The organism is Enterobacter sp. ECC-249 (genome assembly GCF_043965265.1).
In the GTDB taxonomy this organism is placed as follows: Bacteria; Pseudomonadota; Gammaproteobacteria; order Enterobacterales; family Enterobacteriaceae; genus Enterobacter; species Enterobacter quasiroggenkampii.
Window position 1 is genome coordinate 671,639 of the sequence record NZ_CP143660.1, and the last position, 11,946, is coordinate 683,584.

The 11,946-nt window shown below is 52.8% G+C and carries 11 protein-coding genes; 3 read left to right on the forward strand and 8 right to left on the reverse strand.

Annotation, left to right across the window (positions count from 1 at the left end; translation table 11 throughout):
- Positions 1-93: 93 nt before the first annotated feature.
- Entirely contained in the window at positions 94-1,050 is a 957-nt protein-coding gene (locus V1587_RS03310; RefSeq protein ID WP_371899098.1) for a polysaccharide deacetylase family protein, read from the forward strand.
- 23 nt (positions 1,051-1,073) lie between these two features.
- Here the strand turns inward: V1587_RS03310 and V1587_RS03315 are convergent, their stop codons facing one another.
- The 6 genes from V1587_RS03315 to rfaD are packed head-to-tail and all read right to left on the reverse strand — an operon-like array spanning position 1,074 to position 7,268.
- On the reverse strand, positions 1,074-2,285 hold the full coding sequence (locus tag V1587_RS03315; protein WP_371899099.1) for an O-antigen ligase family protein: 1,212 nt from the start codon (positions 2,283-2,285) through the stop codon (positions 1,074-1,076).
- Entirely contained in the window at positions 2,273-3,181 is a 909-nt protein-coding gene (locus V1587_RS03320) for a glycosyltransferase family 2 protein (RefSeq protein WP_371899100.1), read from the reverse strand. Before V1587_RS03320 ends, V1587_RS03315 begins: the two co-directional genes overlap by 13 nt.
- Positions 3,182-3,186: 5 nt before the next feature.
- The gene (locus tag V1587_RS03325; RefSeq protein ID WP_371899101.1) at positions 3,187-4,296 is read right to left on the reverse strand and encodes a glycosyltransferase family 9 protein; all 1,110 of its coding nucleotides are present in this window, start codon (positions 4,294-4,296) and stop codon (positions 3,187-3,189) included.
- A gap of 3 nt (positions 4,297-4,299) precedes the next feature.
- Positions 4,300-5,283 (reverse strand): lipopolysaccharide heptosyltransferase RfaC, encoded by a 984-nt coding sequence (gene rfaC / locus V1587_RS03330; protein WP_371899102.1) that lies wholly within the window; start codon positions 5,281-5,283, stop codon positions 4,300-4,302.
- 3 nt (positions 5,284-5,286) lie between these two features.
- Positions 5,287-6,333: an ADP-heptose--LPS heptosyltransferase RfaF gene (gene rfaF, locus V1587_RS03335; RefSeq protein ID WP_371899103.1), complete on the reverse strand. Its 1,047-nt coding sequence runs from the start codon at positions 6,331-6,333 to the stop codon at positions 5,287-5,289.
- A 2-nt stretch (positions 6,334-6,335) separates the two neighbouring features.
- Positions 6,336-7,268, reverse strand: a complete 933-nt coding sequence (gene rfaD / locus V1587_RS03340; RefSeq protein WP_013094908.1) for an ADP-glyceromanno-heptose 6-epimerase — start codon at positions 7,266-7,268, stop codon at positions 6,336-6,338.
- A 215-nt stretch (positions 7,269-7,483) separates the two neighbouring features.
- Between rfaD and kbl the strand changes: the two genes are divergently transcribed.
- Together kbl and tdh are read left to right on the forward strand one after the other, a co-directional pair.
- A complete protein-coding gene (gene kbl / locus V1587_RS03345; RefSeq protein ID WP_371899104.1) occupies positions 7,484-8,680 on the forward strand; it encodes a glycine C-acetyltransferase in 1,197 nt (398 codons plus the stop codon).
- Between the two features lie 9 nt (positions 8,681-8,689).
- Complete coding sequence (gene tdh / locus V1587_RS03350; protein WP_371899105.1) at positions 8,690-9,718, forward strand: L-threonine 3-dehydrogenase; 1,029 nt, start codon at positions 8,690-8,692, stop codon at positions 9,716-9,718.
- 27 nt (positions 9,719-9,745) lie between these two features.
- Here tdh and V1587_RS03355 read toward each other — a convergent pair whose 3' ends face one another.
- Together V1587_RS03355 and V1587_RS03360 are read right to left on the reverse strand one after the other, a co-directional pair.
- Positions 9,746-10,660 carry a hypothetical protein gene (locus V1587_RS03355; RefSeq protein ID WP_371899106.1) on the reverse strand — a complete coding sequence of 305 codons (915 nt, stop codon included), beginning with the start codon at positions 10,658-10,660 and terminating at the stop codon, positions 9,746-9,748.
- Between the two features lie 15 nt (positions 10,661-10,675).
- Complete coding sequence (locus V1587_RS03360; RefSeq protein WP_371899107.1) at positions 10,676-11,881, reverse strand: glycosyltransferase; 1,206 nt, start codon at positions 11,879-11,881, stop codon at positions 10,676-10,678.
- Positions 11,882-11,946: the final 65 nt, after the last annotated feature.

An 11,946-nucleotide genomic window follows, 5' to 3' on the forward strand; every position in this document is an offset into this window, starting at 1 on the left:
TCTCCATAATCTTAGTAATTTCCCAGCAAGGGTTTACTCATGCTTTGGAGAGTGCGTAACATAGCGCTAACTTTCCTGTCTTGCGGACTCATTATGAACAAACCAGCGTTTATCATCACAATTGATACTGAGGGCGATAATCTCTGGCAAAATCACCGCGTCATCAAAACGGAAAACGCGCGCTATCTGGCGCGTTTTCAGACGCTTTGTGAGCGTTTCGGCTTTAAGCCCGTGTGGCTGACCAATTACGAGATGGCGATCGAGCCTGTTTTCATCGAATTCGCCAGGGACGCGATCGCCCGCGGTCAGGGGGAAGTGGGGATGCACCTTCACGCATGGAATAGCCCGCCGGAACACGATCTCACGGGTGATGACTGGCGCTGGCAGCCTTATCTGATTGAATTTTCGGATGAGGTGATGCGCGAAAAGGTGCTGTTCATGACCCGCCTGCTGGAAGAGACCTTCCAGACCAAAATGTTAAGCCACCGTGCCGGACGTTGGGCGTTTGACAGTCGCTATGCAAAATTACTCGTTGAACTGGGCTACCAGGTTGATTGCTCCGTAACGCCACGCGTGAACTGGCGCAATGCGAAAGGCGCCCCGCAGGGTAATGGCGGAACGGATTATCAGCATTTCCCCGACCACGCCTATTTCATGGATTTAGACAATATTTCCCAGGCGGGCAATAGCCCATTACTCGAAGTGCCGATGAGCATTCAGTATAAACACCCGGCCTGGTTGAACACAATCAAACAGGGTTACGATAGGCTTCGCGGTAAATACCGCTCACCCTCAGTCAACTGGCTAAGACCATCCGGTGAGAATGCGGCGCAAATGATTCAGGTCGCACAACAATGCCTGTCGCAAGGAAGTGAGTACGTGGAGTTTATGCTTCATTCGTCGGAATTTATGCCTGGCGGAAGCCCTACGTTTAAAGATGAGGCGGCGATCGAAGGGTTGTATCAGGATTTAGAAACGCTCTTTAGCTGGTTATCCGATAAGACGGTGGGGATGACGCTGGCGGAGTTTTATCAATACAAGAAAAAATAATGCCCGCCAGGCGGGCATTATCATTAACGTTGCCGGGTTTGCGAAAAAGGTGTACTCAGCGCAAACACGGTGACAAAGAAGATTAAGGCTTCTGAGCTCAATAGTATAACGTCCGTCAGACCATAGAGTAATAAAAGAAGCATGGTCGTCAGCAGCAGGCCATTCCTGTTTTTAAGTGCATAACCGATCATCGATATATAGAAAAAGAATAATATCGCCAGGCCGGGGATCCCCTGCAGAGAATATTTTTCGATAAATTCGTTGTGCAGATGTACTTTTAAATAGCCGAGTGCAGTGATTAAATTAGGGTGCCCTTCATTAATATAACGCTGCGTCCAGTCATACCGATTTTCCAGTGATTGTCCGAGCGGATGGGTAAGCCCATTCTGAATACCGACGTTCCACATGGTAAAACGAGAGCCTAGAGAAGTGCCGTCAACGCCACTTTGATATTTCTCAACTTCGACCTGTGCTTGCGTTATCTTGGGAGAGATTAACGGCTTATAGCTCACGATGGCAATACCCGCCACAATGCACAAGAATATTAGTGTCGATTTAAGGTGAATTCTTCTGAAGTGGTAGAGTGTCAGCACTATCGCCAGAAGCAAATACAAACCCATTGCAGCACGTGTGCCTGTCAAGAGAATGATATACCAGGAGGTTAAAATAGTGAGGCCCGCGACGATATACAGTTTAGTATTTTTTTGAAGAAAAAGGCTGTATATGAAAGCCAGTGATAAGACAGAGTAAACATAAGCCGATACGGTCGCGCGATTAATGGCCATCTCAATACGTGTCATACCCTGTGATGCCTGCCATAAACCATAGGCAGTGGCTAGTACGAACCCGATGCCCGCAAAATATAAGAACAGCTTCTGAAACGAATATTTATTGATGTAAAATTTAAAGCGGTCAAGATAGAAGACGAGGATACTCGCTAAAATTAACTTCTTGCTTGCACTAAGATAATCGTTGTAAGCGTTAAGACCTTCACTATGATACTCATACACCATGTACCAAATAAGGTTAGTAACGCCTATTAGCAAAACCGGTAGCGCGATAGAAAAAGGACGCACTGTGATTTTTTTATATTCGCACGCTAAGCCGATAATGCTGGTATAAATCGCAATATAGAAAAACTCTCGCTGCTTACCTGAACTCAGCAGCGCCAGCGCAAGCGATATAAGGCTCAAAATCAGCGTAAGCTGATAAAGCCGCAGTTTTACTTTTTCCATAATGCCTCAATGACCCTTTTTTTGTAGCTGAAACGTACATCTCTGGTGAAGAAGAAAGAGAGAGAATAAAGTGCATTTACCCGCTGTTTAACCAGTTTGAGCTGTAGGTCAGTCAGATGCTGCCGATGGTTACTGTAAATATCAAACCAGTGACAATTAACTAGATGCTTAAAAGAACGAGGGAATGTTTTTTCCATTTGCAATGTGCAATCAACCAGTGTGGCGATTTTACTGGCGTCGAGACGGCTCGACAAACTGTCGTTACGTTTGATGTAATAATAGTGTCCCTGACGCTGATAGACTATTTTACTCGACTGCATCAACATGCCGGGAAATACGGCGAAATCTTCATAGCAGACCATCGAAGGGATCGGGTTACTTGCATACAATTTTCGATGAATGAATTGCCCGATGAGATGTGCCTGGAAATCTTTGTGCTGCAGGAATCGCTTTATTGCCTCATGTTGTGACAACGCAACTGGGGAGAACCCCTGCCAGTCGGCTGTAATTTTTTTTGTGTCACGAATTTCCAGCAGGCGCGTCAGGAGCATATCAGGGTGCTCTGTTTTGAGAAACGCCACGGCGTCCCTAATGCTGCCCGGTTTCATCCGGTCATCGCTATCCAGCATGGTAATATATTCACCTGAGGCCAGCGAGAGGGCACTGTTTCGAACCTGACCTACGTTACGGTATTCAACGTATCGGGATTGCGCATTCGGAAGCGTTGGTAGCCACGCCTCAATAATATCCTGCGTTGAGTCGTTTGAACTGTCGTTAAAGATAATGATCTCCACATCATCGCCCGCACCTTCAATCGCGTTTTGCAGGCTTTCTAACGTGGAGTTAAGCGTATCTTTGGCATTATGCGCGGCAATAATGATGCTTAGAAAAGCCATAATAATTAGTTTCCTGGAGCATCAAAGGAGCTTGCGGTTGCGTTAATGGTTGATAACTCACAAATAAAGTGTTTGAGGTCACGTAACGCTTCGTCTGTTACAGCGAAGAGTTCTTCCCGGCTCTGTGAGAAGTAATATCGTGTTTCAAAAACATAGGAGCAAATGTTGTCATCATTACCAATCAGCAATACGTTGCCCAGCGGGCGCTGTTCATAGTGGCAGCAAGGCCCGAACAGTAAGATTACCGGTACTCCGACCGCATCGGCAATGTAGACATTCCCCGAGTCAGACGCGATATAGCAATCCATTTTTGAGATGGCCCACGGCAGCTCTTCAAGCGAGATTTTGCCAATCAAATTAATAAAGTTGGGCAGTTCACCGTAAGCGCGGGTGATATCATCCATCCACGATTGTTCATTCGGGGCGCCAAAAACATAAAATTCGCAGGGCAGGTCTGCGAGACGATCGGCAATTTGCTTCCAGATGACCGGCGGAACGGTTTTCGCTTTATTTCCGGCTGCTACGCTGATGCCAATGCGGATCACGCCGGGTTTATCGAGGATTGCCGGATAGGTCGCAGGTTTGAAAAGTGGCTTTGTGGCGTGCTTTGGCGAGTCTTGCCAGGTTAAGGTGCGATCGGCCAGTTTGAGATAGTTCGTGACCGATAGCGTCTTTCTACCGTGTTCAACAGTACCGTCTGCCGTTGCATAGAAAATACCGTGATACCACCTGCGCGTGTAAATACTTAAAAATTGTTTATTTTTAGCGTTACACACGGAGGCGAAAAAGAGGTTCACGCTATTGGGTTGCAGGAGATAGACATTGTCATAGCGGTTCATGATCCGACAGGCAAAGACCAGCTTTCGCCAGAGGTTACGCTTATGCTGCTCGATAAAAAAAATCTCGTCGATCGTCTCATCATGCTTTGCCAATGCACTCACGCTACGACTGATGAGCACGTCGCTTTTTTGCAGGTATGCCAGAAGGGGCGTTGCATTAACAAAATCGCCGATTTTTGCTGTCTGAATGACCAGGTTTTTACCTGTCTCTTTGCGGAGCAGCTTCCGGATAAGCTTTACCGGAAAGAGTAAAATCAGCAGAAATACGTAACTCATGCGTTAGATATCCCTGTTGGAAAGCCAACGGCTGCCCTGTAAAAATGAAAAAATAGCATCTGCGCTGATATCCTTTGTTTGCTGGGTCGGGCTGACCATTTGATGCTGGTTTTTACCGTAACCCCCGATCAATCCAGGATCGGTCGGACCAAAAATCGTAATATTCGGACGATCCAGCGCCGCGGTTAAATGGCTTAAACCTGTATCAACGGAAACAACAGCATTCGCTCCCGCCAGCTGCGCTGCAACCTGCGCCAGCGTGAGTTTCGGCAATACCTCGACGTGTGAAAAGCCTGCTGCCAGACGCTCTGCACGCTGTCGCTCATGTTCAGCGCCCCAGGGCAGTTTAATATGGATGCCGATCGGTTGCATTAGTTCAATCAGGCTTCGCCAGTGCGATTCCGGCCAGTGTTTATCGTCGCGCGTTGTGGCATGCAGGAAGACAAGATAAGGCTGAGCACTGGGATCTGTATTGCGCAAAAAGTGCTGTGCAATGGCGTAGTCGCCCTGGGTTTCCGGTTTCGCATAGCCGAGGCTTTTTGCAAACAGCTCGCGGGTACGTTCGACGGCATGCTGTTGCTTTGCGATGTGGTGGCGGCGGTTATAGAACAGGCTCGCCAGCGGTTCGCGGGCGGTGTGCCAGTCCATTCCGTGCTTTACGCCTCGTGCCAGACGCGTCACTAGCGCAGCGCTTTTCACCAGCCCCTGTGCGTCGATGATTGCGTCGTAATGCTGTGCCTGCACCGCCTCGCGGAAGGCTTTGCGTTCGGCTTTAATCGGAGCGGAGAACCACGCTTTGCGCCAGCGGCGAATCGCCACCGGGATCACGCGGTCAACCGCTTCATGCCAGGTGGGGATCTGCGCGAAGCCTTCTTCAACAACCCAGTCAAAACGAATGCCGGGAATGGCCCGCATGGCGTCCGTCAGCGACGGCAGCGTATGCAGAACATCGCCCATCGAAGAGGTTTTAACGATTAATACCCGCATTCGTTATCCTTCTTCGCTCAACAGCAGTTCGTTAAGCTCTCCGAGAACGCGCTCTGGCGTAATGTCGATCAGGCTCTGATGGTAGCCATCTGCGGCATCGCCTTTGCGCACTTTGTGGTAGCCAGCGATCAGGCGAATGACGCGCGCTTTATGAGAAAGCGGGGGCGTGAAGTCCGGGCTGCTTGGGCCATACAGCGCCACCAGCGGGCGGTTGAGGGCGGCAGCGACGTGCATCAGGCCAGAGTCGTTGCTGACCACAGCCTTACAGGCGGCAATCAGAATAACCGCCTGCTCGAGCTGCGTTTCGCCTGCCAGATTGCGGCACCAGGCCTGCTGTTCATTACTGAGGGTCGCGAGAATTTCGTTGCCTGCCTCGTGGTCCTTTGCCGAACCGAACAGGACAATCTGGTAGCCTTCGTCAATCAGCTGTTTCGCCAGTTCCGCATAGTGATAGTGCGGCCAGCGTTTTGCCGGGCCGAACTCGGCGCCGGGGCAGAAGCCAATCATCGGGCGTTCAGACGAAAGGCCAAACGCGCTACAGGCCTGGGATTTTTCACCGTCATTAACCTGAAGCTGTGGCCAGAGCAGCGGCTGCGGCAGATCTTTCGCACTGCGCATCACGCCTTTGTCGTAGGCCAGCGCCACATAGCGCTCCACCATCAGCGGCCAGGCCTCTTTATCCAGCACTCGCGCGTCGTTCAGCAGGCCGTAGCGCATTTCACCTCGCCAGCCGGTGCGATGAGGGATGCCCGCAAAAAAGGGCACCAGCGCGGATTTAAAGGAGTTTGGCAGGACATACGCGCGATCGTAGCGCTTCTCGCGCAGGCTATGACCGAGCTTACGACGCTCGCCAATCTCCAGCGCCCCGTGGCCGAGCGGCATCGGGATGGCTTCATTCACTTCAGGCATACGCGACAACAGCGGACGGCACCATGCGGGTGCCATCACGTCGATTATCGCCTGGGGATAACGCGCCTTGAGCGTGCGATAGAGACTTTGCGACATCATCATGTCGCCCACCCATGACGGGCCGATCACCAGAATCTTCATACTTACGCGTCGCGGTTCAGCCAGGCCATATATTCCGTTACGCCTTCGGCAACGGTCTTGAACGGCTTGTCGTAGCCTGCGGCGCGCAGGTTAGTCAGGTCAGCCTGGGTGAACGCCTGATAACGGCCTTTCAGCTTGTCAGGGAACGGAATGTACTCGATGCTGCCTTTTTTGTGATACGCCAGCGTTGCGTCAGCCACTGCCTGGAAGGACTCCGCGCGACCGGTGCCCAGGTTGAAGATGCCGGATACGCCGTTTTCCCAGAACCACAGGTTCACTGCGGCCACGTCACCCACGTAGACGAAGTCACGCTTAAAGCCGTCGCTGCCTTCGAACAGTTTCGGGCTTTCGCCGTTGTTCAGCTGGGTGTTCAGATGGAACGCCACGCTCGCCATGCTGCCTTTGTGGCCTTCGCGCGGTCCGTAGACGTTGAAGTAGCGGAAACCGACGATCTGCGAGTTCGCTTCTGGTAGAACCTGACGCACGTACTCGTCGAACAGGAATTTAGAGTAACCGTAGACGTTCAGCGGCTGCTCATACTCGCGGGATTCGATGAAGTCCGAGGTGCGGCCGCCGTAGGTTGCCGCGGAGGAGGCGTACAGGAACGGAATTTCACGCTCCAGGCAGTAGTGCAGGAGCTCTTTAGAGTACTGATAGTTGTTGTCCATCATGTACTTACCGTCCCACTCGGTGGTGGAAGAACACGCACCTTCGTGGAAGATAGCTTCGATCTCGCCGAACTCTTCGCCTGCCATAATCTGGATAAGGAAGTCTTCTTTATCCATGTAGTCAGCGATGTTCAGATCCACCAGGTTGACGAACTTGGTGCCGTCTTTCAGGTTGTCAACCACCAGGATGTCGGTGATGCCTTTGTCATTGAGAGCCTTAACAATATTGCTGCCGATAAAGCCCGCGCCGCCGGTAACGATGATCATAACTGTAACCTTTGAAGTGTGGAGCCCGGGGACAATCCCGGACGCTAATGTCTCTATCATATCATTAGTATGGCTGCCCTTCAGCCATTCACCGACATAGCGCAGGGGTACGCGTGATTTATGCTGCAAAAACGACAAGAGATGACGTGTCATCTCGTCATGAACTATAGGTTTGGGTAATATGTCCCGAAATTTGCCGAGTCTGGAGAATTGCAATGCGTGGTGATTTTTACAAACAGTTAAACAGCGACCTCGACACCGCACGTGCGGAAGGGTTGTTCAAGGAAGAGCGTATTATCACGTCTGCCCAGCAGGCGGACATCACCGTTGCCGACGGCAGCCATGTGATCAACTTTTGTGCGAACAACTACTTAGGTCTCGCAAATCACCCTGAGCTGATTGCCGCTGCAAAAAACGGCATGGACACCCACGGTTTCGGCATGGCCTCCGTACGCTTTATCTGCGGTACGCAGGACAGCCACAAGCAGCTTGAGCAAAAGCTGGCGAGCTTCCTCGGAATGGAAGACGCGATTCTGTACTCCTCCTGCTTTGACGCCAACGGCGGTCTGTTTGAGACCCTGCTCGGCGCAGAAGATGCGATCATCTCCGACGCTCTGAACCACGCTTCCATCATCGACGGCGTACGCCTGTGTAAAGCGAAGCGTTTCCGCTACGCCAACAACGATATGGTTGAGCTGGAAGCGCGCCTGAAAGAGGCTCGTGAAGCGGGTGCTCGCCACGTGCTGATCGCCACCGACGGCGTGTTCTCCATGGACGGCGTGATCGCCAACCTGAAGGGCGTGTGCGACCTGGCGGATAAATACGACGCGCTGGTGATGGTCGATGACTCTCACGCGGTCGGTTTTGTCGGTGAAAATGGCCGCGGTTCGCACGAATACTGTGACGTGATGGGCCGCGTGGATATCATCACCGGTACGCTGGGCAAAGCGCTCGGCGGCGCGTCCGGCGGCTATACCGCCGCGCGTAAAGAGGTGGTTGAGTGGCTGCGTCAGCGCTCCCGTCCGTATCTGTTCTCCAACTCCCTGGCGCCGGCGATTGTTGCCGCTTCTATCAAAGTGCTGGAGATGGTGGAGTCCGGTGCCGCGCTGCGCGACCGTCTGTGGTCTAACGCCCGTCTGTTCCGTGAAAAAATGAGCGCAGCAGGGTTCACCCTCGCCGGTGCCGACCATGCGATCATTCCGGTGATGCTGGGCGATGCGGTCGTCGCGCAGCAATTTGCCCGCGAACTGCAGAAAGAAGGGATTTACGTCACCGGGTTCTTCTTCCCGGTGGTGCCAAAAGGTCAGGCGCGTATCCGCACCCAGATGTCTGCGGCGCATACGCCTGAACAAATTGAACGTGCGGTGGAAGCCTTTACCCGCATCGGTAAACAGCTGGGCGTCATTGCCTGAGGACGTGTGATGAAAGCGTTATCCAAACTGAAAGCGGAAGAAGGGATTTGGATGACCGACGTGCCGGAGCCGGAAGTCGGTCATAACGATCTGCTGATCAAAATTCGTAAAACCGCCATCTGCGGTACTGACGTTCACATCTACAACTGGGACCAGTGGGCGCAGAAAACCATTCCGGTACCGATGGTTGTCGGTCACGAATATGTCGGTGAAGTGGTGGGTATCGGCCAGGAAGTGAAAGGCTTCAAAATCGGTGACCGCGTTTCCGGTGAAGGCCACATTACCTGCGGCCACTGCCGTAACTGCCGCGGCGGGCGTACTCACCTGTGCCGTAATACCATTGGCGTGGGCGTAAACCGTCCGGGCTGCTTCGCGGAATACCTGGTGATCCCGGCGTTTAACGCGTTCAAAATCCCGGATAATATTTCTGACGATCTGGCCTCCATTTTCGACCCGTTCGGCAACGCGGTGCACACGGCGCTCTCCTTCGACCTGGTCGGTGAAGACGTGCTGGTCTCCGGCGCGGGCCCAATCGGCATTATGGCGGCAGCCGTGGCGAAGCACGTGGGTGCGCGCAACGTTGTGATCACCGACGTGAACGAATACCGTCTGTCGCTGGCGCGCAAAATGGGCGTCACCCGCGCGGTGGATGTCTCGAAAGAGAGCCTGACCGACGTGATGGAAGAGCTGGGCATGACTGAAGGTTTTGACGTGGGTCTTGAGATGTCCGGTGCGCCACCGGCGTTCCGCACCATGCTCGACACCATGAACCACGGTGGCCGTATCGCGATGTTGGGGATCCCGCCGTCAGATATGTCTATCGACTGGAACAAAGTCATCTTCAAGGGGCTGTTCATCAAGGGCATCTATGGCCGCGAGATGTTCGAGACCTGGTACAAGATGGCGGCGCTGATCCAGTCCGGCCTGGATCTGTCCCCGATTATTACCCACCGTTTCTCCATCGATGAGTTCCAGCAGGGCTTCGACGCGATGCGTTCCGGCCAGTCAGGGAAAGTGATCCTGAGCTGGGATAAGTAATCAAAAAGGGGCCTGAGGCCCCTTTTTTTATTGGTTCTTCTTCTCTTCGTCCGTCAGGTAACGCACCTTGCGGGTGTAGTCCTGGCCTTTGAACAGCAGTTTGTTATCCGGCGATTCAAGATACTTCTGCCATTCGGAGAGAGGGAAACCACCGTGTGCGCCAATCACCTCTTTTGGTACAACGGCTTCCTGACCGCCGATCTTCTTGGAAACCGGCCAGTTCATCCAGTCGCCCAGGTTAACCGTTTTTAGATCCAGCATGTCCAGCAGCGCGGCGAGCGGCAGCTGATCGGTCGGCGGCTGCGTGTCGTCCATCAGCTCCCAGGTATCCTGGAACAGCGTCAGCCACAGCGGGCAGATACGGCGCCAGGTCTTTTTAGTGGCCGCAAGAAACGCGCCGTTAACGTGATCGACCAGATACGGGCGCACCGTCTCCTTGTAATACGCCGGCACTTTCTCCGCTGGCGCGCCGTCCAGCTTCGCAATCATTTTGCCCTGACGGAAGCTGGAGTAAATGTGCATATCGGCCATGTTGATCTCTGGCATTTTCAGCAGATTGAGATCGGAATCGATCATCAATACGCCTTCACCGCGCGCCTGCAGCGGGGCGTTAAGCTTCACCAGACGGCTGAGGTAGATCTGCTTATAGCGGTAACCTTCCTCACGAACCGGAAGGTTAAGCGTCACTACGCGGGTTTTAGGCGGCAGTACCCCAAAGGCGGATTCAGGCTGATCGCTGACGATGACGATTTCGCTCACCCCGGTGGCATAACGTTCCGCGAAGGTGGCAGAGAGTAATGCTTCTTCGACGAAATCTGCGCCGGTACACGGAATCACAATAGAATCCACCGCAGCAACTGCGCCCGTCACTGGCAGAGAGCTATAAGGAATATTGTGTCGCCCGGTGATATGACGATAGCGAGCATTAAGAAATTTAAACATAGTTATCTCGTTTGGTTAGTGCGCGCCAAGCACGGCTTCGACACCGCTGACATAGTTTTCGATGGCATAGGTATGACAGACGTTCTGGTATGCTGCCGCAGCCAGTCGAGCCCGCAGTTCCGCATCTGCCCAGATATTGTCCAGATGCTGTGCAAGCTGTGAAACATCGCTCCAGGGGAAGAGCAGCCCTGTCGAATCATGATCTATCAACTCCGCCGTGCCGGTCACCTGAGAGCCAATCACGGGGATATTGAGAAGCATCGCTTCCAGCACCACGCGCGGCAGCCCTTCGCTTTTTGAGGCGAGAATAAAGGCGTCAAACGTAGCGAGGTAATCAAACGGGGTATTCTGAAAGCCGGTGAAGATGACGTGGGATTCAATTCCCAGCACTCGGGCCTGTTCCGCTAAAGCGCTGCGTTCGGCGCCTTCGCCGACCAGCACCATTTTCCATTTCGCATGCGGATGCTTCTGACTGAACTGTGCCAGTGCCTCCAGCGTGTGGTGATTGGCTTTGCGAGGGATTAACGACCCGATACTGCCGAACACAAACGTGTCGTCATCGATATTCAGGCGCTGGCGCATCGCGCGTCGGTCAGGTAAAGGCTGGTGGATGTCGATGGCATTATTGACCGTCGTACACAGTTCGGGCCGGACGCCATGCTGAAGCAACACGCGTTCAACGCCGTGCGAGACGGCGATGATTTTTGTAGCATAGGCATTAACCAGCTTCACCAGTGGTGGAGTCAAAACAGGTTCAATGCGGCAGTGCTGAATCAACCGTGCCTGCAGTTTTGCCGCAGCGAGATAGCCTTCCTCATTTGAACCCGGCTGGTTATTCATATAGAGCGTATCGAAACCGCCCTGCGCGAAACGTGTTTCGATTTCGCTGACGTTAGGCCTGATGCGCCACATGATATCCACATGACGTGTCCATGCCTTGCGGGCGCTGCGTGAGAAAAACAGCAGGCTACGTCCCGCTTCCTTCAACAATTTGGCCCAGACCGGCTGCGGACGTTGAGGGATCACGATGAGCGGGATCCCGATGCCCTTGAGCACCTGGCCAATCGTCTCACCTTCAGCACGACTATAATCACTGTAAAAACAACAGGTAATATCGAATTTATCGCGATTGATTCGCTTCAGGAGCTCAAGCATACTGTTGGTGCCTCCCCCCCATTCTTTACCCGTATCCAGGAGGAGAATTTTACTTTTGTGCGGCATGTCTGAATCCGTGTGCTATCCTTCATCTGACTGCATTATAAAGAATCTGTTGAAATAAAATAGAT

Excerpts from the sequence above, each read along its gene's own strand:
- V1587_RS03355 (WP_371899106.1), bottom strand. The coding sequence starts at position 10,660 with ATGTTTAAATTTCTTAATGCTCGCTATCGTCATATCACCGGGCGACAC.
- rfaD (WP_013094908.1), bottom strand. The coding sequence starts at position 7,268 with ATGATCATCGTTACCGGCGGCGCGGGCTTTATCGGCAGCAATATTGTT.
- rfaF (WP_371899103.1), bottom strand. The coding sequence starts at position 6,333 with ATGAAGATTCTGGTGATCGGCCCGTCATGGGTGGGCGACATGATGATG.
- V1587_RS03320 (WP_371899100.1), bottom strand. The coding sequence starts at position 3,181 with ATGGCTTTTCTAAGCATCATTATTGCCGCGCATAATGCCAAAGATACG.
- V1587_RS03325 (WP_371899101.1), bottom strand. The coding sequence starts at position 4,296 with ATGAGTTACGTATTTCTGCTGATTTTACTCTTTCCGGTAAAGCTTATC.
- V1587_RS03310 (WP_371899098.1), top strand. The coding sequence starts at position 94 with ATGAACAAACCAGCGTTTATCATCACAATTGATACTGAGGGCGATAAT.
- rfaC (WP_371899102.1), bottom strand. The coding sequence starts at position 5,283 with ATGCGGGTATTAATCGTTAAAACCTCTTCGATGGGCGATGTTCTGCAT.
- V1587_RS03360 (WP_371899107.1), bottom strand. The coding sequence starts at position 11,881 with ATGCCGCACAAAAGTAAAATTCTCCTCCTGGATACGGGTAAAGAATGG.
- kbl (WP_371899104.1), top strand. The coding sequence starts at position 7,484 with ATGCGTGGTGATTTTTACAAACAGTTAAACAGCGACCTCGACACCGCA.
- tdh (WP_371899105.1), top strand. The coding sequence starts at position 8,690 with ATGAAAGCGTTATCCAAACTGAAAGCGGAAGAAGGGATTTGGATGACC.
- V1587_RS03315 (WP_371899099.1), bottom strand. The coding sequence starts at position 2,285 with ATGGAAAAAGTAAAACTGCGGCTTTATCAGCTTACGCTGATTTTGAGC.